This window comes from Sulfurospirillum sp. 1307 (genome assembly GCF_054408545.1).
The window spans coordinates 349,987-373,866 of record NZ_CP176011.1 but is presented as its reverse complement, the minus strand read 5'-3'; the positions used below and the strand labels follow the sequence as shown (position 1 = coordinate 373,866).

23 protein-coding genes and 1 tRNA gene are annotated in these 23,880 nt (G+C 32.0%); all 24 read right to left on the bottom strand.

Annotation, left to right across the window (positions count from 1 at the left end; genetic code table 11):
* Positions 1-93 precede the first annotated feature (93 nt).
* A complete protein-coding gene (locus tag ACKGJI_RS01975; RefSeq protein WP_458700885.1) occupies positions 94-816 on the bottom strand; it encodes an ABC transporter ATP-binding protein in 723 nt (240 codons plus the stop codon).
* The gene (locus tag ACKGJI_RS01970; protein ID WP_458700884.1) at positions 816-1,595 is read right to left on the bottom strand and encodes an ABC transporter ATP-binding protein; all 780 of its coding nucleotides are present in this window, start codon (positions 1,593-1,595) and stop codon (positions 816-818) included. Before ACKGJI_RS01970 ends, ACKGJI_RS01975 begins: the two co-directional genes overlap by 1 nt.
* Positions 1,592-2,539 carry a branched-chain amino acid ABC transporter permease gene (locus ACKGJI_RS01965; protein WP_458700883.1) on the bottom strand — a complete coding sequence of 316 codons (948 nt, stop codon included), beginning with the start codon at positions 2,537-2,539 and terminating at the stop codon, positions 1,592-1,594. The genes ACKGJI_RS01970 and ACKGJI_RS01965 overlap by 4 nt, the downstream gene beginning before the upstream one ends.
* Entirely contained in the window at positions 2,539-3,441 is a 903-nt protein-coding gene (locus tag ACKGJI_RS01960; RefSeq protein ID WP_458700882.1) for a branched-chain amino acid ABC transporter permease, read from the bottom strand. The genes ACKGJI_RS01965 and ACKGJI_RS01960 overlap by 1 nt, the downstream gene beginning before the upstream one ends.
* 18 nt (positions 3,442-3,459) lie before the next feature.
* Positions 3,460-4,587, bottom strand: coding sequence for a branched-chain amino acid ABC transporter substrate-binding protein (locus ACKGJI_RS01955; RefSeq protein WP_458700881.1), 1,128 nt, complete (start codon positions 4,585-4,587; stop codon positions 3,460-3,462).
* A gap of 94 nt (positions 4,588-4,681) precedes the next feature.
* Complete coding sequence (locus ACKGJI_RS01950; protein ID WP_458700880.1) at positions 4,682-5,338, bottom strand: hypothetical protein; 657 nt, start codon at positions 5,336-5,338, stop codon at positions 4,682-4,684.
* A complete protein-coding gene (locus ACKGJI_RS01945) occupies positions 5,331-5,555 on the bottom strand; it encodes a ribbon-helix-helix protein, CopG family (protein ID WP_458700879.1) in 225 nt (74 codons plus the stop codon). Before ACKGJI_RS01945 ends, ACKGJI_RS01950 begins: the two co-directional genes overlap by 8 nt.
* A gap of 361 nt (positions 5,556-5,916) precedes the next feature.
* A complete protein-coding gene (locus ACKGJI_RS01940) occupies positions 5,917-6,960 on the bottom strand; it encodes a succinylglutamate desuccinylase/aspartoacylase family protein (protein WP_458700878.1) in 1,044 nt (347 codons plus the stop codon).
* 2 nt (positions 6,961-6,962) lie between these two features.
* On the bottom strand, positions 6,963-7,886 hold the full coding sequence (gene rimK, locus ACKGJI_RS01935) for a 30S ribosomal protein S6--L-glutamate ligase (protein WP_458700877.1): 924 nt from the start codon (positions 7,884-7,886) through the stop codon (positions 6,963-6,965).
* The gene (locus ACKGJI_RS01930) at positions 7,887-8,312 is read right to left on the bottom strand and encodes an ATP-dependent zinc protease family protein (protein WP_458700876.1); all 426 of its coding nucleotides are present in this window, start codon (positions 8,310-8,312) and stop codon (positions 7,887-7,889) included.
* Between the two features lie 55 nt (positions 8,313-8,367).
* Positions 8,368-8,742: a SpoIIAA family protein gene (locus ACKGJI_RS01925; protein ID WP_458700875.1), complete on the bottom strand. Its 375-nt coding sequence runs from the start codon at positions 8,740-8,742 to the stop codon at positions 8,368-8,370.
* Positions 8,743-8,961: 219 nt separating this feature from the next.
* Positions 8,962-9,036, bottom strand: a tRNA-Asn gene (locus tag ACKGJI_RS01920).
* A gap of 34 nt (positions 9,037-9,070) precedes the next feature.
* Entirely contained in the window at positions 9,071-10,009 is a 939-nt protein-coding gene (locus ACKGJI_RS01915; protein ID WP_458701681.1) for a radical SAM protein, read from the bottom strand.
* Positions 10,006-11,034: a uroporphyrinogen decarboxylase gene (gene hemE, locus ACKGJI_RS01910; protein ID WP_458700874.1), complete on the bottom strand. Its 1,029-nt coding sequence runs from the start codon at positions 11,032-11,034 to the stop codon at positions 10,006-10,008. Before hemE ends, ACKGJI_RS01915 begins: the two co-directional genes overlap by 4 nt.
* A gap of 2 nt (positions 11,035-11,036) precedes the next feature.
* Positions 11,037-12,062 carry an aspartate-semialdehyde dehydrogenase gene (locus tag ACKGJI_RS01905; protein ID WP_458700873.1) on the bottom strand — a complete coding sequence of 342 codons (1,026 nt, stop codon included), beginning with the start codon at positions 12,060-12,062 and terminating at the stop codon, positions 11,037-11,039.
* Complete coding sequence (locus ACKGJI_RS01900; RefSeq protein WP_458700872.1) at positions 12,059-13,351, bottom strand: sigma-54-dependent transcriptional regulator; 1,293 nt, start codon at positions 13,349-13,351, stop codon at positions 12,059-12,061. The genes ACKGJI_RS01905 and ACKGJI_RS01900 overlap by 4 nt, the downstream gene beginning before the upstream one ends.
* 64 nt (positions 13,352-13,415) lie before the next feature.
* Positions 13,416-13,814 carry a hypothetical protein gene (locus tag ACKGJI_RS01895; protein ID WP_458700871.1) on the bottom strand — a complete coding sequence of 133 codons (399 nt, stop codon included), beginning with the start codon at positions 13,812-13,814 and terminating at the stop codon, positions 13,416-13,418.
* The gene (locus ACKGJI_RS01890; protein ID WP_458700870.1) at positions 13,790-14,305 is read right to left on the bottom strand and encodes an LPP20 family lipoprotein; all 516 of its coding nucleotides are present in this window, start codon (positions 14,303-14,305) and stop codon (positions 13,790-13,792) included. Before ACKGJI_RS01890 ends, ACKGJI_RS01895 begins: the two co-directional genes overlap by 25 nt.
* 107 nt (positions 14,306-14,412) lie before the next feature.
* Positions 14,413-16,890 carry a DNA gyrase subunit A gene (gene gyrA / locus ACKGJI_RS01885; RefSeq protein ID WP_458700869.1) on the bottom strand — a complete coding sequence of 826 codons (2,478 nt, stop codon included), beginning with the start codon at positions 16,888-16,890 and terminating at the stop codon, positions 14,413-14,415.
* Positions 16,891-16,961: 71 nt separating this feature from the next.
* A complete protein-coding gene (locus ACKGJI_RS01880; RefSeq protein WP_458700868.1) occupies positions 16,962-17,729 on the bottom strand; it encodes a transposase in 768 nt (255 codons plus the stop codon).
* 42 nt (positions 17,730-17,771) lie between these two features.
* Positions 17,772-18,347, bottom strand: a complete 576-nt coding sequence (locus ACKGJI_RS01875; RefSeq protein ID WP_458700867.1) for a phosphoribosyltransferase — start codon at positions 18,345-18,347, stop codon at positions 17,772-17,774.
* Positions 18,348-18,350: 3 nt separating this feature from the next.
* Entirely contained in the window at positions 18,351-20,147 is a 1,797-nt protein-coding gene (gene lepA, locus ACKGJI_RS01870; RefSeq protein WP_458700866.1) for a translation elongation factor 4, read from the bottom strand.
* Positions 20,147-21,076, bottom strand: a complete 930-nt coding sequence (locus tag ACKGJI_RS01865; protein WP_458700865.1) for a ribose-phosphate pyrophosphokinase — start codon at positions 21,074-21,076, stop codon at positions 20,147-20,149. Before ACKGJI_RS01865 ends, lepA begins: the two co-directional genes overlap by 1 nt.
* A 107-nt stretch (positions 21,077-21,183) precedes the next feature.
* Positions 21,184-23,751 carry a TRAP transporter permease gene (locus ACKGJI_RS01860; protein ID WP_458700864.1) on the bottom strand — a complete coding sequence of 856 codons (2,568 nt, stop codon included), beginning with the start codon at positions 23,749-23,751 and terminating at the stop codon, positions 21,184-21,186.
* Positions 23,752-23,880: the final 129 nt, after the last annotated feature.

Here is a 23,880-nt window from a genome sequence, read left to right as displayed (position 1 = left end):
TTCAATTTAGTATTACTAAAAGTAGTACCAAAAATGAATTATAATTTTTTTGCAAAAAAATTTGCTTACCTAAATTGATAAGCAAATCAACTATTACTTTTTCTTACCCAAATAAGCCTCTTGAATTGCTTCTGAATTTAACAATTCTTCACTACTACCTTCATGAGTAATTTTGCCCAATTCTAAAACATACCCTCTATCTGCCAATTTTAAAGCTGCTTTTGCATTTTGCTCAACTATAAGGACTGTAACCCCGCTTTCACTGATATCTTTTATAGCTTTAAATATACCTTTTACTAAAACAGGAGCTAAACCAAGACTTGGTTCATCTAGTATAAGCAATTTTGGCTTACTCATAATAGCCCTACCAATAGCTAGCATTTGTTGCTCTCCGCCACTTAGTGTTCCAGCTAGTTGATGTTCTCTCTCTTTTAGCCTTGGTAAAATTTCATAAATCCAATCAAGTGTTTTTTGATCTGGTTTTTTCAAAGTATAAGCACCCATCAATAAATTTTCAGCAACACTTAGTGTTCCAAAAACTTTTCTTCCCTCAGGGGAATGACTCATACCCAATGAAACAATATTGTGAGCTGAAATTTTTGTTATATCTTTACCATCAAAAATTATACTTCCCTCACTTGATTTTAAAAGTCCACTAATCGTTCTAAGAGTCGTAGTCTTTCCAGCACCATTTGCACCTAAGATTGTAACAACTTCACCTTTTTTTACATATAAGTCAATTCCTTTGATAGCTTTAATAACTCCATAGCTTACATGTAGATTTTTTACTTCTAATAATAAATCATCTTTAGCCATTACTCATCCTCATCATCTTCAGCACCAATATATGCTTCTATTACTGCTGGATTATTTTGAACTTCACTAGCAACTCCCTCACAAATCCAAGCTCCAAAGTTAATCACTGTCATATATTCACAAAGACTCATAACCATATCCATATCGTGTTCAATCATCATAATCGTAACACCCATTGCTTGAATTTTTCTTATGATATCAGCTAACTCTTTTGTTTCTTTTTCGTTAAGACCAGCTGCTGGCTCATCTAGTATCAAGAGTTCTGGCTCAGCTGCTAGGGCTCTTGCCATCTCTATCTTTCTTTGAATACCATATGATAGATCTCCAGCTGGAGTTGTTGCAAACTTTGTAAGACCAAAAAGTTCCATATACTCTCCAACTTTTTCCCAATTATGTCTTTCATCTTTATAATAAGCTGGAGTTGGAATAATGCCGTTGTACCACTTCTGTTTTGATTTGATATGACGACCTGACATAATATTTTCAGCAACACTCATTTCACTAAAAAGCCTGATTGTTTGAAATGTTCTTAAAATTCCAAGCTCTGCTATTTTGTGAGGTGGTGTGCCTTTGATATCTTTTCCATTCCAAAGAATTTCTCCCTCTTCAGGAGTATAAATCCCTGTGATACAGTTAAATAATGTAGTTTTTCCTGCACCATTTGGACCAATTATTCCATAAATTTGGCCTTTTTTAACCTTTAAATTTAAAGAATCAATTGCAACTAATCCTGAGAAGAACTTTGATACATTTTTAATTTCCAATAAATACTTGCTCATTTGCTCCCCTTTTTCAAAAATGAAGGGATATTGCCAAATTTAACTGGCCAAATTCCACGAGGTCTTAGTATCATTGTTAAAATCATAGCAATTCCAAATACCAAATAACGAGCTGTTTCAAACTCTCTAAATATTTCTGGAACAACAAACATAACAAATGTACCAAGCAAAACTCCAGGAAGTGAAGCAGAACCACCAACTAGAACAATTGTAAAAAACATGATTGACTGAATAACATTAAATGCTTCAGGACTAACAGCACTGTATTGAACTGAAAACATACTACCAGCAGCCCCAGCTAAACCAGCTCCAATTGCAAATGCATACAATTTATAATATCTTAAATCAATTCCCATACTTTGTGCTGCAATGTCATCTTTGTTGATATAAAACATTGCTCTTCCAAACTTACTACCATCAAGCTGTTTCATGATAAACAAAGTAATACCAAGTAAAATAAATGCCAAATAATACATATGAGTTTGTGTATAGAGCTCATATCCAAAAACTCTTATAACATCTATACCAAATATACCATTAGGGCCACCAGTTAATCCAAATAAATCATTTTCTAAAACTTGAATAAATATAATATTTAGTCCAATCGTTGTAACAAGTAAATAATCACCTCTTAAGTGAATAATTGGAGCTGTTGTGATAAGAGCAATAGCCATAGGAATTAAAACTGCAGGTGCCCAAGTAGCCAAAATTGGCCATCCAAAATGGGTATTTAAGATTGCTGTTGTATAAGCTCCTATACCAAAAAATGCTGCATGTCCCATGTGAAAGGCTCCAGCACGACCAAGAATTATATCTTGTGAAAATGCAACAACTGAATAAACTAAAAAAGTAGTCCCAATAGCTAACCAAGCGGAATCAACAAAAAAAGGATAAATACCCATTACTACTAACAAACCAACTGAAATCAATGTTGTTCTATTCATTATACTTTCTCCGCTACAGTTTCACCAAGTATGCCTGTTGGTCTAAAAATTAGAACAATAATCAAAAGCATAAATGTAAATGTTTCAGCCCAAGAACTTGATATATAACCACTTATTAGTGCATTAAAAAGTCCTAACATCAATCCACCAAACATTGCTCCAGGAATATTTCCGATTCCTCCAATGATTGCTGCAACAAATGCGCTAAGACCATACATCCAACCCATATCAAATGTAATTCCACGATAATATGTACCAATAAACAATCCAGCAACTGCACCAAGGGATGAACCAATGATGAAAATCAGCATAATAATTTGATTTACATTGATACCCATTAGTTTTGCGGCATCTTGGTCTATTGCAACTGCACGAATCGCTGTTCCCATTTTTGTTTTATTTATAAATAGATATAAAGCAATCATCAAAATTGCAGATAATCCTAAAATCATTACTTGTGTAAAAGTAATAACAACACCATTTAAATCCCAAATAATTGAAGGAAATATATTTGAAGGAAATATTTTCATATTTGGCCCCCAAATCAACATAATGGCATTTTGAATAACTAATCCAGCTCCTAATGCAGAAACAACAGCACTAAGTCTTGGTGCCGTTCGTAAAGGCCTATAAGCAAGGCGTTCAAGAAGAACACCAACCACTGCAATAATTGCCGCAGTTAACACAAACACAGTAATAACAGTCAATACCGATGTTGTTCCCTCAGCAAATATATTTGTATAAATTGTAAGTCCTGCAAAGGCTGATAAGGCCACGAGGTCCCCGTGGGCGAAGTTGATCAACTTCATAACCCCATAGACCATCGTATAACCTAAAGCAACCAAAGCATATAAACTTCCTATAGTCAGTCCATTGACTAATTGTTGAAGAAATATATCCATTGTTTTGCTTCTCTCTTTTTATTTATTTATGATTTTGTAACTAAAGTCTTCTTGAACCTCATAAACGTTAAATTTAGTATTAATTCTTTCTCCTCTTTCATCAAAAGAAACTGGACCTGTAATTCCTGGGAAATCTTTTAACTTATGTAAGAAATCACTAATCTTTTTAGTATCAGTTGTTTTTAAAGTCTCTGAAGCATGAAGAATTGCTCTTAAACCATCAACATTCATTAAAGCCCAAACTGATGCTGGATCTTTTTGATACTTAGCTTTGTAATCTTTTAAGAATTTTTTAGCAATATCATATGGTAAAAATTCTGGAGTTGGGAAGTTTACTAAAAGTGTTCCAACAGCTGTTTTTCCAGCAAGTTTCATAAAATCTGGATTATCATTTGAATCACCACCGATGAAGTCAGCTTTTATGCCTAATTGGATTTGTTGAGCGCGAAGTAAACCACCATCTGTATAATATCCACTAAAGTATATTGCATCTGGATTCATTGATTTGATTTTTGTTAAAATTGCTGTAAAGTTTTGAGTTCCTGATTTAATTTTTCCTTGATAAATTAAATTTCCACCCTCTGCTTTTATTGCTTTTGCAACAGAATCAGCAAGTCCTGTTGAATAAGAAGAATAATCTGAAAGTACAACTATATTTTTATAAGCTTTTTCTTTTACTAAATATTTTGCAGTAAATGTTGCTTGTGCACTGTTTTGAAATGAATTTCTAAAAAATGTCCAATACTTATGTTTTGTTAAACTATCACTTGTTCCATCACTAGTTTGAAGAACTTTGTTTCTATAATAAGTCGTTTGAGCAGCTTCAGTAGCTCCTGAAGTGTAAGATCCAATTACTGCCATTACGCCTTCATTTACTAATTTTCTAGCACAAATTGCAGCTTTTTGAGCTTGACCTTCGTCATCACAGCTAACTACTTCAACTTTTTTACCTAATAAGCCACCTTTTGCATTTAATTGATCAATGATTAATTTTACACCATTATCAATACTTTGTCCTTCATTTGCGTACTTACCTGTTATTGGTGCTTGTACACCTATCTTGATGACATCACTAGCACTAGCTGATGTAACTAATGCTGCACAAACTGCGATTGATGCAGCTATTTTTGGTAACATTTTTTTCATGTTTTCTCCTTTTGATTTTGACTTTAAAAGCATAAAAAGTGCTTCCAAGCTTTAGTTAAATGACTTAAGATACTCTTAATCATCTAAATAAAACTTAGCAAGGCTCAATAACAAAACAACCTACAAGCCATTGACTTCCATCTTTTTCACGCATAATACCACTATCTGTAAATTTTGACTTTAGAGATGAAAACTTATGTACTACTGATTCAAAGCTTTTTACAATTTCAACAACTCTTTTATCAAGTTTTTTTCTTGCATTACTAGAAATATCAGCATAAAATGCAAACATACCATAATCCAAAGATGAGTTTTTTGCATATTTTCTATCTATCATCTTACAAATTCTCTCAATCTCAAGAGAATACTCTTTTTTCACATTAATAACACCATTATGCAATGATATAATCACTCTTGAAATAGAATCATCATCATTTTCATGCTCAAATCTCTCATCTAAGGTTATGTTAAATGTTCCTTGTTTTAGATTAGATTGTCGCATAAACTCTGGATATGAATCTCTTTGTTCTAAAGAACATCTTAAAATATCTGCTACTGTTGCATCTATAAAAATTTCTGGAGCATTATGAAGTGAAGCTATTGCATTTGCAACTTGAATAGTTATAATCTTTTGTGGACCACTAGATAGCGATAATCTTCCATTTGTCCAAAAAAGAAAGTTTTTTGCAGCACTTACTATACCATTGAGAGTGGATTGCACTATGATGTCTTGTGAGGGAAATCTAGTCATGATAATTTTCCTCAACCTCTTCTACTATTCCACTTTCATATAAAATATCTTCTATTAGTCTATTTTTAGAAATATTAAGTGCATTTGATAATTTACTAAGAGCATCGTCTAACTTAGAGTCTATTTTTATGGTCAACTGAGCAATAGAGCGTTTTTGATTTTTACTTTTTTCAATAACATTTTGAATAATTTCTCTATCAAATTTTTGCTTAGCCACAACATTTCCTTAAAGTTTTATAAAAGGTAATACTAAAAGTACTACTTTTTATATAATAAAAATATAGTATAGTTTTTTTATTTGAAACTTAAGAAAAAAAATTAATAAAAAGAAGATAATTAAATCTTTTTGAAAAGTAGGCTATATCAGGGGCTTTTAAATAATTTTTAATATTCGTAATAAAAATATTTTTTTTCGACAAGTTACTTTATGTAACAAAAAAAATAGAATATATTTAAAGATAATTCTAAAAATATCATTAATTTTTATAAGTTTTTATATTGCACTAGAAGTACTAAATTTTTACATACTCAAAAAAATATTTATAAGTGCTACTTTTAGTAGCACTTATAATTTAAATTTACTCAATAATCTTTTCATTATTGAGTTCAACAAACTCGCTATCATTCATAGTATTTTCTTGAAAATATTCGATTTTAGTTTCAGCAATTTCTAAATTACTGAATTTTGCGATATTGAAAACTGCATCACCCTCTTGAACCAATGGTATTTCTGATTTTCCTATAATTATTCCATCTATTGGAGATTTCATTGTATACGAGTTATCCCCTAAAGGATCATCAATATATGCAATAATTTCATCTTTTTCAACTGTATCTCCCAATGCTTTCACTGTTCTTAGTATACCACTCTCAATAGACCTTGTCCACTGACTTGCTGTTGCAATTAGTGGTGTTTTAAGAGATGATTTGTTTGTTTTTTTAGGCAACATTCCTTTTTCTCTTAAAACATTTACAATCCCATTTACACCAATTCTGATACTTGCTTCATCAAATCTCAAGGCTTCGCCAGCTTCATATACTATTATAGGAATATCATTGGCTTGCGCACAAGATCTTAATGAACCTTCTCTAAGCTCAGAATTTAATAGCACTGGAGCTTTAAATGCTTTTGCTAAAATCAATGCCTTTTTATTTTCCATATCTACTCTTATTTGTGGAAAATTAGACCTATGAATTGCACCAGTATGCAAATCTATACCAAAGTCGCACTTACTTATTACTTCTGTAAACAATATATTTGCAACTCTTCCAGCAAGTGATCCTCTTTTACTACCTGGAAAAGACCTATTTAAATCTCTTCTATCTGGTAAATATCTAGATAGCGTCATTGTTCCATATACATTTACAATAGGCAATAATATAACTGTACCTCTTAGACTTTTTAAAATTTTTAATTTTTTAAATCTTCTAATTATTTCTATACCATTTAACTCGTCTCCATGTATCGCCGCACTAATAAATATTACGGGTCCTGCTTTTTTACCTTTATATACAGTTATAGGTAAAAAAGTTGGTGTATTGTATAGTTTTGGAAGTTCTAGATTTATATCTTTTCTTTCTCCTCTGAAAATATCAACACCAGAAATGGTTATTTTATTCATTATTATGCTCCAATCTTATCTCTTGGTCCTCTTCTTTTTTTTGTTCTATCTTCGATTACATTTCTCTCTATATAATCCATAATTTTTCCTGCTATGTCTATTTTAGTTGTAGTTTCAATACCTTCTAATCCAGGAGAAGAATTTACTTCCATAACAAGAGGACCTCTATTTGAAGGAATCATGTCAACACCACAAACACCAAGCCCCATGCACTTTGCAGCTGCTAATGCCATCGCTTTTTCTTGTCTAGTTAGCTTATGAATAGTTGCACTTCCTCCTTGATGAAGATTTGATCTAAAATCTCCTTCTTTGCCTTTTCTTTTCATCGCCCCTACAACTTTTCCATCAACTACAAAAGCTCGTACATCAGTACCATCAGCCTCTTCGATGAATTCTTGAACTAACATATTTACATTCATACCATAAAATGCATCTAAAACAGATTTTGCAGCTTTTTGAGTTTCAGCTAAAACTACTCCTACACCTTGAGTTCCTTCTAAGATTTTTAAAACAAGTGGTGTACCACCGCTTAATTTAACGATATCCTTTGCATCAGATTTATTTGACGCAAAAACTGTCCTAGGCATATCAACACCATGTTTTGATAAAATTTGTAAACTTCTTAACTTATCTCTACTTCTAGCAATTGCTAAGTTGCCTGCTGTACTAAAAGCACCTAACATTTCAAAGTGCCTAACCATAGCTGTACCAAAAAAAGTTCTACTAGCCCCAATTCTAGGTATGATTGCATCAGGTACAGGCAATGTTTGTCCTTGATAATTTATTTTTAATTCATCTTTCATAATTTCAATACTACAAGCTAAGTAGTCTATAACTCTAACATCCCATCCTTTTTTCAAACCAGCTGTCAATAAGCTCTTTGTTGAATAAAGTTCTTCATTTCTTGATAATATATATACTCTCATTTATTTTTCCTTTTTTGACATATACTTCAAAGATACATCTACTAAAAATCTCTTTGCTAAAAATTTTCTACCTATTAACATAGGATACTTCATATCTGATCTATCTGTTAAAGATAGAATTATTGGGTATTTTTTATCAAAAAAATTAGCATTTACTTTTATCGATGGTCTTAACTCTGACTTTCCATTTGAACTTTTTACTTTTTTCATTTTATATATATTAAAACTCATCTTTTTATTGTGATATGAGGGATGAACTTTATCTAATAACCTAAATGAAACTATATTATTTGCTTCATCTACATGTATATCATCACAATGTAGTGCACTTGAATCAGCTCCAGTATCAATCTTTGCATCCAAATCAAACAAATCCAAATCCAATAAATCAATAGATTCAACACTTCCTATAATTTTTTTATTCATTTTTCCCTCTAACTTAAAATTTTTTATATCTTAAAATTTAACTACTATAAAACTTTTATCCTTTTCTACTTTTGATTATCCATTCTTTTGCATTTTCAAGTTCATTGAAAGAAAATACCTTTATCTCTGGGTGGACAAAATGTTCTGCTATAATTTTTACAAAATCTACAACTATCGAATCTGTAACAAATGCCAAAAATGAAATTTTTTCATGATGATTATTAACAAATTTTAAGTGTGAACATAAAGCAGAAAAAGAATCCCAACCTGGAAAATCTTTTGTATAAATAATCAATCCATCTAGTACAGAATGCTCATTTAAAAATGTATCAATTTTATGAGAAGCAGATACAAAATCACTTTCACTAAGTACCCCACCAGGCTCTAGTATAGCAATAGCATGTTTTTTATCAAATCTAACACTTAACATTTCCTCTCCCCCTTTTCTTTTAAGTACTTATAAATCATTATAATACTAATCATATAAATTTACAATATCATTGATGTAGCAACAAACGAATTTATTAAAAAATAACTACAAAGTTTCAAAGTTAAATTTTAGAAACTATCCAATTAGTTAGGGAACAATTTAGTCACAGTAGTTAAGAAACTTTATTTAGATGGTTTATCTTAGGGGTTTAAAAAGAAGTGGCTCCGGATACTGGATTCGAACCAGTGACCAAGTGATTAACAGTCACCTACTCTACCGCTGAGCTAATCCGGAACACGTTTAATGAGGTCGAAATTATAGTAAAATTTTACTCTCTTGTCAAGGCTTTTTTATAATTTTTTTGAAGTTTATAAAAATTTACTCCTGCGACATTGACAATTTGCAGTAAACCTTCATCTATGAGTTCATTTAAAAGCTTTTTGCTATTGACTGAAAAGCTTACATGTACATCATCAAAACTTTGTGGGCGTTTGTCTATCATATTTAAAATTTCAACTTTGCTAAAATCTCTTTTTTCTTCTGAATAATCTCTTTTATATGCAATACTTACAGGTAAACCTTCTAGTATAGAAGCTAATTCTTTTAATTTTTGTGTACTAACACCTTTTACATCATAAGCTGGTGGCCTATCTATTGAGCCAATGTCAATCCTATCTGGTTTTATTGTCTTGCATGCCTCTTTCAATGCTAAAAACTCTTCTTCTTTGTCATTTATCCCAGCAACAACTAAAATCTCTAAAACAAGCTCTTTATCATAAATTTTTCTAAACTCTCTTATGCCCTCAATAATTCTTTCTACATGTAAACCTTTTAAAGGTCTATCTATCTTCTTAAAGCACTTTTGTGTAGCACAATCAAGGGATAATTTAACGATATCTATATCTTTTAAAATCTCTCTTGTATCTTTACATGTAGAAGTTGCACCATTTGATAAAATAAGAAGTTTACTATTTTTTTTGATTGCATGTAGTTCTTTTATCAAATCTTTTAAGTAAGGATACAAAGTAGGCTCGCCATTTGCTGTCAGTGTTATGACATCTAAATCATTGTACTTTTCTAAAGCCTCTTTGACCTCTTTGATTATATCACTTACTTTGGGGGGATTTTTAATGCTATCAGTCGGTTTTGCACCTTTTAATTCGCAGTAAACACAATCAAAATTGCATTGTTTAGTATCTGGACTCAAATCAATCCCTAAAGATTGTCCAAATCTTCTTGAAGTGATTGGTCCAAATACTAACATTATATTTTTGTTCTTGATTGTACTTCTTTTATAAAGTACTTTGCATTTTCAACAGGAATGTCTGGCAGTATTCCATGTCCTAAGTTGAAAATATGTCTTTCATTTTTCATAACTTTTACTATCTTATCAATGCCATCTTTGATAGCTTCTTTTGAGTATAATCTAGTTGGTTCCATATTGCCTTGAAGGACATATTTATCGCCCAATTTTTCTTTTGCCAATTCTATCGGGGTTGACCAATCTACACCAAAAACATCAAAATTTCCATCAATTCTATCTAAATATCCACTTATACCTTTTGGAAACATAATCACTGGAATATGAGGGTATTTTTCTTTTAAAAATGATGAAATTTCTTTCATATAATTCCAACTAAACTCAAAATATGAATCTTCTTCTAGAGCTGCTGCCCAAGAATCAAATATCATAACTGCATCTACACCACTTTTTATTTGATTTTCCATATAAAGCTTAATAACTTGTGTTACTTTATCAAGAAGCTTATGCATTAAACTTGGATTTGTATAGATAAGTTTTTTAACAATCGCATAAGTTTTTGTTCCTTTACCTTCTATCATATATGTTGCTAATGTCCAAGGTGCTCCACAAAAACCAATCAATGCTTTATCAGCTGCTAGTTTTCCCCTGATAAGCTTTATAGCTTCATAAACATACTCTAACTTTTTAGCAGCCGCTTCCACACAAAGTTTATCTAAGTCTTCTTCTGTTTCTATAGGATTAGGAAACAGTGGGCCCTCACCTTTTACAAACTTCAACTCCATCCCCATTTCCATAGGAACTACTAAAATATCACTAAATAAAATAGCAGCATCAACACCTAAAATATCAACAGGCTGAAGTGTTACTTCACAAGCTTTTTGTGGATCTTTACAAAGCGATAAAAAATCCCCTGCACTAGCTCTTACTTCCATATACTCAGGAAGATATCTGCCAGCTTGGCGCATCATCCAAACTGGAGTGTATGGTGTTTTTTTACCCAAACAAGCATCAATAAAAATTTTGCTCATTCCTATCCTTCCATCTCAATCCACTTTTGTGCAATCCTAACAGAGTTAGTTGCAGCTCCAACTCTAAGTTGATCAGCTACACACCAAAGGTGAAGAACATTATCTTTATATAAATCTTTTCTAATTCTTCCTACATAAGTCTCATCAGTATCAGTAGAAATTACTGGCATTGGGTATAAATTTTTTGCTGGTTCATCTACAACCACAACATTTTTAGCATCTCTTAGTGCTTGAGTAGCTTTTTCAACATTTACATCATTTTCAAAATGAATTGTAATTGATTCGCTATGACTTCTTAAAACTGGAACTCTTACACAAGTTGCACTTACTTCAATATTTCTTCCAAGTATTTTTTGAGTTTCGTTAACCATTTTCATCTCTTCTTTTGTGTAATCATTTTCCATGAAAACATCAATATGAGGGATAACATTTAAAGCGATTTGATGTTGAAAAACTTTTGATTCACTCTCATCAAGTCTAAATGCAAAGAAATCTTGCATTTGTTTTACCAATTCTTCCATTCCAGCTTTTCCAGCTCCACTAACAGCTTGATAAGTACTTACATCAACTCTTTTGATACCAAAAACATCATCTAATGGCTTTAACACTTGTACCATTTGGATAGTAGAACAATTTGGATTTGCTATGATTCCAGTGTTTTTCCAATCTAAAATTGCATCAGGATTACACTCAGGAACAACCAAAGGAACGTTAGATTCCATTCTAAAATGGCTAGTATTATCAATCACAACTGCACCAGCCTCAGCTGCATACTTAGCAAAATGAGCAGAGATTGAACCACCAGCACTAAAAAATGCAATATCTACCTCTTTTTCTTCAAAAACACTCTCAGTTAATTCTAATACTTTATAATTTTTACCTTTAAACTCGATATCAACTCCAGCGCTTCTACTTGAAGCAAGTGGAACTAATTGATTTACAGGAAAATCAACCTCTTCTAAAATTCTAAAAAGCTCTTCGCCAACTGCTCCAGTTGCACCAACTACTGCAACATTATATTTTCTCATTCTCCAACCTTTATGTTGTATTTTTTTATTTTTTTATCTAGTATAGTTTTGCTCATACCAAGTATCTTTGAAGCCTCTTGTAAATCCTCATCAACACTAGCAAGCACCTCTTTTATAAGCTCTTCTTCCAAATTTTGAATACTATCTTTCGTACTTCTACTCTCTAAAAATAGATCTTCAACTTTTATTTCATTATTATCGCATAAAATTGCTGCTCTTTCAACCACTGAAATCAATTCTCTAATATTTCCAGGCCAATTATAGTTTAAAAGTTCGATTTTTGCATCTTCACAAAACTCTTCAACTTCCAAATCATACTGTTTTTTTACTCTTTTTAAAACTTCATTTGCAATATCTAAAATCTCTTCTTTTCTCTCTCTAAGTGGAGGAATTTTAACTGGAATTGTATTTAATCTATAGTACAAATCCTCCCTAAAGTTACCCTCTTTTATATTTTTTAATATATTTGCATTAGTAGCTGAGATAATTCTAACATCAATTGGAATCTCTTTTACTCCACCAACTCTGGTAATCTTTCTTTCTTGAAGTACTCTTAAAAGTTTGGCTTGAAGAGCGATTGGCATCTCTGCAATTTCATCTAAAAAAAGAGTTCCTCCATGAGCCATTTCAAAATGCCCTTTTTTAGAACTAACAGCATCTGTAAATGCACCTTTTTCATATCCAAAAAGCTCACTTTCTAAAAGATTTTCAGGAATCGCCGCCATATTTATAGCTACAAAATTACCATCCTTTCGTTTAGAGTTCTTATGAATATAATTGGCAAAAAGCTCTTTTCCTACGCCACTTTCACCTGATAGTAAAACAGTTGCATCAGTTCTAGCAGCCCTCAGGGCTAAATTTAATGCTTTTTGTAAAGCTGGTGAGTTTGCTAAAAAATCATCTCTTTTTTCTTCTTCTTGTACTGTTTTTTTTATTTTTTTTGAAATTTTTACTTGTCTTTTTATAGCGTCTACTAAAGTATCAATCTCAAATGGCTTAGTCAAAAAATCTTTAACTCCAAGTCTAACTGACTCTATTGCACGATTAAGAGTAGCATTACCAGTAATGACTATGATATCGTATCTTCCATCGAGTTTTTTTATAAATTCAATGCCATCCATTCCTGGCATATTGATATCTGTTACAATCAAATCAACATTATCATCAATTTTCTTTAGAGCTTCAACTGCGCTTTTATAAGTTTTAAGATTGAATTCTTTGTACTCATTTAGTGCAAACTCTAAAGACTTTCTCATATTGATATCATCTTCAACTATAACGATATTCATCTACAACTAACCTTATTAGATTTACTTTTTTACTCTTTTAATAATACTAAAAACATTAGGATTATTAGTTGGTATTCTTTAAGATGAATATATTAGCAAATTGGTCTTTAAAATCTACTGTAAATTGTATAGGAAGTATAGTAAGTACACTTTTATCCTTCACTCCTTTTAACTCTACTAATGTTTTATTTTGTATTTTAGAGCTATAAGGGTAGAAGCAAGGCAGAATTTTATTGAAATTTTTATTTAAAAACTCAAATGTTGCTTGGTTCGATTTCTTTTTTATTTTTACTCTACATGTAGAAGCAATCTTAGCATCAGTTTTTAGCATAAGAGGAGATATGTTTTTCTCCTCATATACCATCATTTTATTATCAGTCGCTACTCTATAGGAAAACCAAAATGATTCACTTCCCAAAAGAGAAAGTGAAAATAAAATTAGTAAGCAAAAATTTCTTTCCACCTAGTGCCATTCATTTTTAGTTCCATTCTGACTTTATATAATCCATCTTTAAAAGTATGCTCAGTAATTGTTGCATCTTTTACAACACCATTTACTTGAGCTACAATTCTAGAATCATACAAAGCAGCATTTTTTATAGTATCTTTTGCGTTGATTTGAACACCATAAAGTTTTTCAGCCATTTGACGATACGCGTCAGCAACAGCTGCTCTTTTTGCTAAAGCCATAGCTTGAGCAGGTGAAACTGTATTTTGAGGAGCAATACCTTCACCATATACAGCAAAAACTCTATCTGGGTTGTTATTGATATAAAGAAATTTTTCTTCTTCCAAGATTTTCTTTATGTCTTCTTTATCAACTTTTTGAACAATAACCTTTGGTTCTTGCTTCATTTTTGCTTGTGCATTCGCTTCTGGATACATTCCATTACAACCAGAAAATAGCATCAGCATACCCATACCTACAAATAATGTAATAATCCATTTGTTCATAGCATACCTTTTTGTTAATTTTCAGTATTGAAGCAAGTTTTGTTCCAATTTTGTATTTAAATGCGGGAAACTTAGTAGAGAAAATATTTCTCTACTAAGCTTTTGTTTTATTCTTCTATGAGAGTAGTATTTTCATCCTCTTGCATATCTTCTTCTTTTTTAGGACATCTTGAGATACTCTTAACATCATCACCTTTTACGATATAAACTCCACTAGTATTTCTTCCTGATTTAGAGATACTTTGCATATCAACTCTAATCATTTTTCCACTTTTAGTAAGAGCCATCATATCCATAGATTCATCTACCATCAAACAACCAACAACATGTTTACCAGTCTTACTAGTCATCTTCATAGCAATAACACCACTTCCACCGCGGTTTGTAAGTCTGTACTCGCTAGCTTCAGTTCTTTTACCAATTCCCTTTTCACTAACTACTAAGATTTCTTCTTCATCACTTTTTATGACATTTCCATCTACTACCTCATCACTCTCATGTTTAAATTTGATTCCTCTTACACCTCTTGTGCTTCTTCCTTGCTCTCTTGTTTTTTCAATCTCAAATTTAATACATTGAGCAAGTTTTGTTACAATAAACAGATACTTAACATCTCTATCAGCAATTTTAGCAGTTATTAGTGTGTCATCTTCATCTAAAACGATAGCTCTAACACCACTTGTTCTTACATTGCTAAACTCACTTAGATTTGTTCTTTTAACAACTCCATTTTTTGTAAAGAAAACTAGAGATTTATCTTTACTAAAATCTGTTGTTGGTATGATTGAGCGAATCTTTTCATCAGCTTCTAGTTTTAAAAGATTAACAACTGCTTTTCCTTTTGCAGTTCTACTTCCTTCAGGAATTCTGTAAACCTTTAACCAGTGAAGTTGTCCACGATCAGTTATAAATAAAAGAGTATCATGAGTATTACATGTAAAGAAACTCTCTATAAAGTCATCATCATATGTTGTAACTGCTGTTTTCCCTTTTCCACCTCTTCTTTGCTTTTCATAAGCTTTTAGTGGAACTCTTTTTATATAACCCCTATGAGTAATAGTAACTACCATAGGCTCATTTGGAATTAAATCTTCCATATCTATATCATCATAATCATCTTCAATCTCAGTAACTCTTGGAGATTTAAATTTGTTTTTAATCTCTAATAGTTCTTCTTTGATGATATTGCTTAGTAGTGTTTCGCTTTTTAAAATGCTACTTAATCTTTCAATCTCTTCAAGAAGTGCTTTTAATTCATTTTCAATTTTTTCTCTCTCAAGGCCTGTTAAACGGTTAAGTTTCATATCCAAGATTGCGCCAGCTTGAATCTCACTCAATCCAAATTTTTCAACAAGACCAGCTTTTGCACTAGCAGTATCAGCACTAGATTTTATAAGTTCAATTATCGCATCTATATTATCAAGTGCAATTTTTAAGCCTTCTAAAATATGAGCTTTTGCTTTTGCTTTTTCAAGTTCAAAAATCGTTCTTCTAATGATTACTGTTTTTCTATGATTTAAAAATAGTTGAAGAAGTTCTAATAGAGTAAATACCTTTGGCTCTTTATTTTCAATAGCAAGTAAAATAACACCAAAAGTTATTTCAAGGTTTGTAGATTTATAAAGATTGTTTAATACAATCTCACTCATCGCATCTTTTTTAAGCTCAATTACTACTCTAATACCTTCTCTATCACTCTCATCTCTAAGATCACTTACACCATCAACTTGTTTATCTTTTACTAAAGTTGCAATTTGTTCAATCAATCTTGCTTTATTTACTTGATAAGGAAGCTCATCGATGATAATAACATCTTTGTTACCCTTTTTTTCGATATGAACTTTTGCTCTTATTTTTATACGACCTCTTCCAGTCTTATAAGCATCGATTATCCCTTTTTTACCAAAAATGATACCTTTTGTTGGAAAATCTGGCCCTTTTATATATCCCATCATTTCTTCAAGGCTAATTTCAGGATTATCAATCATAGCAAGTAAGCCATCAATCAACTCATCTAAACAGTGAGGTGGGATATTTGTTGCCATACCTACTGCAATACCACTTGAACCATTTAACAAAAGATTTGGAACGCGACTTGGAAGAACATCAGGCTCACTTAAACTATCATCATAGTTTGGTATGAAATCTACTGTATCTTTATCAATATCTTTTAAAAGCTCTTCAGAAAGTGCTGTCATACGAGCTTCTGTATATCTCATGGCAGCTGCATTATCACCATCGATTGATCCAAAGTTTCCTTGTCCATCAACTGTTGGAATTCTCATCGCAAATGGTTGAGCCATTCTTACTAACGCATCATAAACCGCAGTATCACCATGTGGATGGTACTTACCTATAACATCACCAACAATTCTAGCTGATTTTTTATAAGGGCTACGAGAACTGATACTTAGATCGTTCATAGCGTACAAAATTCTTCTATGAACTGGCTTTAAGCCATCTCTTGCATCAGGAAGAGCACGACCTATAATAACGCTCATAGAATAATCAAGATAACTAGCTTTGATTGAGTCCTCAATCTTTATGCTTTGTACATCTTGGTTAGAATCAAAAATATTATCCATTTACCAACCTCTATATTTTATTTGTTTTATTTTACCCAATAAACCCTTAATCCCCCTAAAAGGGGTCAGGGCTAAACTTTAAACTTTTTTAGTATTTTTGCAACTCCAGCGCTTGTCATTTCAATTTTTCTAGCAATTTCACTCTTTTTGTAACCTTGTTCAAACGCACTTAAAACTAATTTATCTCGTTTTTCTCTTGAGTCTATCGAAGAAAATATTTCATCAAGCGGAACTTTTATATCTTCAACAATTTTTTCATTTTGAGCTTTGTATTTTTTTCTTTTTATTCCTTCTAAAATCTTTAGCTCTTCTTCACTTATGCTTGTATCTAAAACTTTAAATAATTCATCAATATTATACTCCCTTAGTACAAAACTATTTTCTAAAAACTTTGGAACAGCATCATTTAAAAATGAGTAACTAGAAGCATATTTATACTCACCAATTCTCTCACTCATCCCAGCTTTTATAGGATTTTGTTCTATATATCTAAATAATATAAAAAGATGATTAGTATCTAGTACAAACCAAGACTTGTACCTATCTTGCCAAAGATGACCAACTCTTTTATGTCGTTTGTTAAAATATATCGCATACTGAGAATTAATCTGCCTCATTGCATCAGATAAATTTTCTCGTAAATTTTCTACAAGTAGATGGTAGTGATTGTCCATAAGACAAAATGAGTGTATATTTAACTTATAATCTTTGCAAACACTTGCAACTATTTTTAAAAATTTTTCTTTATCTATAAAATCTAGAAAGATTTTGTTTTTTGCAACTCCTCTGTTGTAGACATGATGATACCCACAATTTTCTATTCTGCATCTTCTTGGCATAATAACTCTTTTTTGAGTTATTATACCAAAAAAGTTTAAAGTTTAGCCCTGACCCCTTTTAGCATCGGCTAGGGTGATGGCACATATTACATGTAGATTGTTTTTTCTACATGTAGAGTATGCTTCCTTTAGTGTATTGCCTGAAGTGATGATATCATCTAGTAAAATTACATTGATTTCTTTTTTACATGTAAGGGAAAAATCTCTTTTAAATTTTTCTCTAATATATAATTTTTGTCCACTATATCTGACTTGATTTTTTGCTCGTATGCTTTTGTAGATTGGTTTTAAAGTTTTACTTAAAGCTTTTGCCATAACTGCTGTATGTGAGTATCCACTTCTTACATGATCATCTATAGGTAATATATAAACATCTTCTAATTTTAAATCTTTGATAAAAGGTAAAATTGCATGCTTTGTGATAAGTGAATATATGTTTGAACCTATAATTGTATGTTTTGTGTGTAGCAACTCTTTTATCTCATCATATGAATAAAATGAGTAAACAATAAGTCCATTTTCTAAAACTCTTTTTTGAGGAGTTGGAGTTAAAAATGTATTTAGGCAATTTTTACAAATGAGATGCCAACTAAAATTCATACATAGTTGGCATCTCATAAATCAATCCAGTTTTAAAACAGTTAAAAAGGCTTCTTGAGGAAGTTGTACCTTTCCTATAGCTTTCATTCTTTTTTTACCTGCTTTTTGTTTTTCTAATAATTTTCTTTTTCTAGTAATATCACCACCATAACATTTAGCAGTAACATTTTTCCCCATTGATTTTACAGTTTCTCTAGCTATGATTTTATTGCCAATACTAGCTTGAATTGCTACTTCAAAAAGTTGTCTTGGAACTATCTCTTTCATAGCTTTTACAAACTCTCGTCCTCTACTTTGGGCATTTTCTCTTGGAACAATTATAGATAGTGCATCTACAACTTCTCCAGCTACTCTGACATCTAGTTTTACCAAATCTCCAGCTCTGTACTCAATAGGCTCATAATCAAAACTTGCATATCCCTTTGTTGCAGATTTTAATTTATCGTAAAAATCCATTACTATTTCATTCATAGGAATTGAATATTCAAGTAAAACTCTCTCTTCACTCAAATAATCCATCTTTTCTTGAACACCTCTTTTTGAATTTACTAGAGTTATAACATTTCCTAAAAATTCTGTTGGTGTTAAGATAGTTGCTTTTACATATGGTTCAAGTATATTTTCTATCTCATTAACAGGAGGCAATTCGCTTGGATTTTGTATCTCTATGATACTTCCATCAGTTTTTTCAACCTTGTATGTAACTGTTGGAGCAGTTGCAATTAAATCAAGTCCAAATTCACGCTCTAATCTTTCTTTTACAACTTCCATATGTAAAAGTCCCAAAAATCCTACACGAAAACCAAAACCAAGAGCTACTGAAGTTTCAGGCTCATAAGAAATGCTAGCATCATTAAGTCTTAGCTTATCAAGAGCATCTCTTAAATCTTCAAATTTATCAGTTTCTATTGGATAAATTCCTGCAAAAACAAAAGACTTTATCTCTTCAAAACCTTCTATTGGATGTGGTGTTTTATTTTTTGCATCAGTAATTGTATCTCCAACTTGAACATCACCAATACTCTTAAGTCCTAAAACAACAATGCCAACTTCGCCTGTTTTAATTTCATTTGTTTTTTCTAGATTTAGAGGATGAGGATACATAAGATTTAATACTTCATGTTTTTTTCCTGTACCCATAACAAAGACTTCTTGGCCTTTTTTTATACTGCCATCATAAACTCTTACAAGAGCTAGTGCACCAAGATAATTATCAAACCAGCTATCATAAATAATTGCTTTTGTTGGAGCATCTTCATCTCCATTTGGAGCCGGAATAGTTTCAACTATTTTATCTAAAAGTTCTCTAATCCCAACACCAGTTTTTGCACTAACTTCTATAGCATCACTACAATCAATTCCAATAGTATGTTCAATCTCATCTTTTACCCTGTTTGGATCGGCCGCAGGTAAATCAATCTTATTGATAACTGGAATCAATTCTAAATCATGCTCAAGTGCAATGTAAACATTTGCTATTGTTTGAGCTTCTACTCCTTGAGAAGCATCAACAACTAACAAAGCTCCATCGCTTGAAGCTAAGGATCTGCTAACTTCATAAGAAAAATCAACATGGCCTGGAGTGTCTATAAGATTTAAGATATAAGGCTCATTATCCTTAACATATGTAAGCCTTACACTTTGAGCTTTTATAGTAATTCCTCGTTCTTTTTCAATATCCATAGTATCCATCATTTGAGAGCCTAACTCTCTTTCACTAACAGCACCACACTCTTGGATAAGTCTGTCTGCTAATGTACTTTTACCATGGTCTATATGAGCAATTATCGAAAAGTTTCTAATCCTATTTTGTGCCATTAAATAAATAACCCATTTACACTTTCATTATGATAAACTCTTCTTATTACTTCAGCAAAAACTGGAGCAACACTCAATACCTTAATCTTTTCACTCTCTTGAGCTAAAGGAATAGTATCAGATACTACTAATTCATCCAAATCTCCATCATTGATTCTTTCAAATGCTGGGCCACTTAAAACCGGATGAGTACAGCAAGCCATAACACTTGTAGCACCTTTATCTTTTAAAACTTTTGCAGCCTTTACGATTGTTCCTGCAGTATCAATCATATCATCTACTAAAATAACATCTTTTCCTTCAACATCACCGATGATATTCATAACTTCGCTTTCGTTTGCTTTTTCGCGGCGTTTATCAACTATAACCATTTCAACACCAAGCTTTTTAGCAAAACTTCTAGCACGAGCAACACCACCAATATCAGGAGATGCTATGATTGGATTTTTGAGGTTTTTGTTTTTTACATATTCATGAAAAACAATATTTCCATACAAGTTATCAACTGGAATATCAAAAAATCCTTGAATCTGACCTGCATGAAGATCGATTGTAACAACTCTATCAATTCCTGCAGTTTGGATCATATTTGCAACTAATTTAGCAGTGATTGGAACTCTTGGAGCTGCTTTTCTATCTTGTCTAGCGTATCCAAAATAAGGCATAATTGCAGTAATTGAACTAGCTGAACTTCTTTTGAGTGCATCTGTTAAAATCAATAATTCCATAAGATTAACATTTGCTGGAGCACATGTAGGTTGGATGATGAACACATCTTTTCCTCTTACGCTCTCACTCACCTGAACGCTTATTTCTCCATCACTAAATCGCTTTATAGAAGCTTCAGAAAGTGGTAGAGATAGATATTTAGCTACTTTTTTTGAAAACTCTGGGTTAGCTGTACCCGTAAAGACTTTATAGCCTCTCATATTAAACCCTTATAAGTAATAGATATAGTTGCTATTTTACAAAAAAAGTACTTAAAAAGATATATTAGAAAGATTGCCTCCCTTTTTGGGAGGCAATTTATGGAGTATTATTTAGCTAGTAAAGCTTTTTTTCTTCTTCTTATTTGATTCCAACCAAGCAAGAATACTAATAAGTAAGCAGGGATTAAAACTATTTGTTTTGGTAGTCTATCTCGTTCTACCTCAACACTTTCAATCACCCATCCACTATCAACACCAGCCTTTTTCATAGCTTCAACTTGTTTATTATGTCCTGGATTTACCATAGCAACTTCCATTGGGCCAAACATATTATCTAGTTGAAAACCTGTATTGTTAATTCTTTCTTTTCCATCTTTACCCTCTTCTAAAGGCAGTGAAAAAGTATATGTTCTTTGTTTACCTTCTATCGTTTCACCACTTACAACAAAAGTAAGTCTGTCACCTTTTTTCATTTTATCTGCTACTTTAAAAATCTCTTTTCCAGGTAGATCTTGATAAGGAGGCTCAATCCTATCCCAAATAAATCCTGGTCTAAATAGTATAAATGTTAAAGCTAGCAATAAAATTGTCTCCCACCATTTATTTCTATCAAACCAAAAGCCTTGAGTTGCTCCTGCAAAAAGTAGCATACCTGAAATTGCTGCAACTACAACCATGATAAATTCAAATGTATTATCAACACCAATCATTAAAAGTTGCGTATTGAAAATAAACATAAAAGGTAGTAATCCAGTTCTAATGTCATATATAAAACCTTGAATACCTGTTCTTATAGGATCACCCTTACTAATAGCGGCTGCTGCAAAGGCTGCAAGCCCCACAGGAGGTGTATCATCGGCTAAGATTCCAAAGTAAAATACAAACATATGAGCAGCAATCAATGGAATTGCTATACCATTAGCAGCACCAAGACTTACAATAACTGGTGCCATCAAACTTGATACAACGATATAGTTTGCAGTTGTAGGAAGTCCCATACCCAAAATCAGACTAATAAGCGCGGTTAAAATCAATATAATAAGTATGTTTCCACCTGAAATATCTTCAACTACACTGATGATAACTTGTCCGATTCCTGTTAATGTTACAGTTCCAACAATGATACCAGCAACTGCAGTAGCAACACCAATACCAATCATGTTTTTAGCACCATTTATAAGTCCAATTCTTAAATCATGAAAACCTTCTTTGACTCTAGCAAATACATCATCTTTCTTTCTAAAAAAGTCCATTAAAGGCTTTTGAGTTAAAACGATAATAATCATAAAAATTGATGCCCAATATGCTGAAAGTTCTGGCGAAAATCTCTCAACAGTTAAAAGCCAAACTAGTACAACAACTGGTAAAATGTAGTGTAATCCTGCTTTTACAGTTGGTCCAACTTCTGGAAGTTCTTCAATGTCATCAGTATCTAAATCAGGTACCTTTGAAGACATATATAACAAACCAACATAAGATACTGCTAATATTGCTAGTATTACACCAAAAGTGTTATCACCTGCACTCATTTTTATAAAATTAATTAGTGGTGGTAAAACCCATGTTAAAAAGCTGACTATTAAAACAACACTAACTACACCTATCATTTTACCTTTTGCAGTCATTTTATGTTTTCTAGGAAGACCTTTCATGCCTGCTTTCATTGCTTCTAAATGGACCATATAAACAAGTGCAATATATGCAATTATAGCTGGTAAAAATGCATGCTTAATAATTTCAACAAAAGGGATACCAACATACTCAACCATCAAAAATGCTGCTGCACCCATGATTGGAGGAGTTAATTGACCATTAACTGATGATGCACACTCAATAGCTCCTGCTTTTTCTTTTGTAAATCCAACTTTTTTCATAAGTGGAATTGTAAAAGTTCCTGTTGTTACAACATTTGCAATCGAACTACCTGAAATCATTCCTGTCATCGCTGAACTTACAACTGCTGCTTTTGCAGGACCACCTCTAAAGTGTCCCATAAGAGCAAATGCAACTCTGATGAAGTAATTACCAGCACCAGCTTGTTCTAGTAATGCTCCAAAAAGAACAAATAAGAAAACCATACTAGCACTAACACCAATTGCAACACCAAAAGCACCTTCAGTTGTAATCCACATATGAGAAATAATCTTTCCGATAGAAGATCCACCATAATCTCCCATACCAAAATATGCATATGTTAAAGCCAGTGATGCAACCACAGTTAGTGGAGGTCCTAGAGTTCTTCTAGTAGCTTCTAATAAAAGTACAAGTCCAATAATACCTGTATATAAATCAAGACTATTTGGCGAACCAAGTCTCATCTCAAATGCTAATGAATCCCAAACTTGAGAATATATAACATAACCAACCGAAATCAATAGTAATATACCCATAATCCAATCAGTAATAGGTACATAATCTCTCGGAGATTTTTTAAATGGCAAATAACTTAAATATGCCAAAAAACCAGCAAACATAAGATGTATTCTTTTTACAACATCTTCGTTTATCCATGGGGTGAATTCTAATACTAGCGGAGAAGAAACATAAAGCTGAAACAGTGACCAAGTTAAAGCTAAATAAAGTATAAAATTAGCTAGATACTTGTTCGATGGATTACGTCCACCAGTTTCGGCTTCTAGTACTTCTTCCGTAGACAGTTCTTTCTCTGTGCTCACAAGCCCTCCTTAAAACCCAAATTGTACATTAGAATACAAAAAGCTTTCAATAAAAAATAAAAGCACTAACTCTACTTGGTAAAAATTCTAATGTAAAATTTGGGTTGAAATAAATTTATAAACCTTTAT

Excerpts from the sequence above, each read along its gene's own strand:
- ACKGJI_RS01940 (WP_458700878.1), bottom strand. The coding sequence starts at position 6,960 with ATGAATAAAATAACCATTTCTGGTGTTGATATTTTCAGAGGAGAAAGA.
- ACKGJI_RS01960 (WP_458700882.1), bottom strand. The coding sequence starts at position 3,441 with ATGGATATATTTCTTCAACAATTAGTCAATGGACTGACTATAGGAAGT.
- ACKGJI_RS01975 (WP_458700885.1), bottom strand. The coding sequence starts at position 816 with ATGGCTAAAGATGATTTATTATTAGAAGTAAAAAATCTACATGTAAGC.
- ACKGJI_RS01950 (WP_458700880.1), bottom strand. The coding sequence starts at position 5,338 with ATGACTAGATTTCCCTCACAAGACATCATAGTGCAATCCACTCTCAAT.
- lepA (WP_458700866.1), bottom strand. The coding sequence starts at position 20,147 with ATGGCACAAAATAGGATTAGAAACTTTTCGATAATTGCTCATATAGAC.
- ACKGJI_RS01865 (WP_458700865.1), bottom strand. The coding sequence starts at position 21,076 with ATGAGAGGCTATAAAGTCTTTACGGGTACAGCTAACCCAGAGTTTTCA.
- rimK (WP_458700877.1), bottom strand. The coding sequence starts at position 7,886 with ATGAGAGTATATATATTATCAAGAAATGAAGAACTTTATTCAACAAAG.
- ACKGJI_RS01955 (WP_458700881.1), bottom strand. The coding sequence starts at position 4,587 with ATGAAAAAAATGTTACCAAAAATAGCTGCATCAATCGCAGTTTGTGCA.
- ACKGJI_RS01905 (WP_458700873.1), bottom strand. The coding sequence starts at position 12,062 with ATGAGAAAATATAATGTTGCAGTAGTTGGTGCAACTGGAGCAGTTGGC.
- ACKGJI_RS01970 (WP_458700884.1), bottom strand. The coding sequence starts at position 1,595 with ATGAGCAAGTATTTATTGGAAATTAAAAATGTATCAAAGTTCTTCTCA.
- ACKGJI_RS01930 (WP_458700876.1), bottom strand. The coding sequence starts at position 8,312 with ATGAATAAAAAAATTATAGGAAGTGTTGAATCTATTGATTTATTGGAT.
- gyrA (WP_458700869.1), bottom strand. The coding sequence starts at position 16,890 with ATGGATAATATTTTTGATTCTAACCAAGATGTACAAAGCATAAAGATT.
- ACKGJI_RS01890 (WP_458700870.1), bottom strand. The coding sequence starts at position 14,305 with ATGAACAAATGGATTATTACATTATTTGTAGGTATGGGTATGCTGATG.
- ACKGJI_RS01900 (WP_458700872.1), bottom strand. The coding sequence starts at position 13,351 with ATGAATATCGTTATAGTTGAAGATGATATCAATATGAGAAAGTCTTTA.
- ACKGJI_RS01965 (WP_458700883.1), bottom strand. The coding sequence starts at position 2,539 with ATGAATAGAACAACATTGATTTCAGTTGGTTTGTTAGTAGTAATGGGT.
- ACKGJI_RS01875 (WP_458700867.1), bottom strand. The coding sequence starts at position 18,347 with ATGAGATGCCAACTATGTATGAATTTTAGTTGGCATCTCATTTGTAAA.
- ACKGJI_RS01925 (WP_458700875.1), bottom strand. The coding sequence starts at position 8,742 with ATGTTAAGTGTTAGATTTGATAAAAAACATGCTATTGCTATACTAGAG.
- ACKGJI_RS01880 (WP_458700868.1), bottom strand. The coding sequence starts at position 17,729 with ATGCCAAGAAGATGCAGAATAGAAAATTGTGGGTATCATCATGTCTAC.
- hemE (WP_458700874.1), bottom strand. The coding sequence starts at position 11,034 with ATGAGCAAAATTTTTATTGATGCTTGTTTGGGTAAAAAAACACCATAC.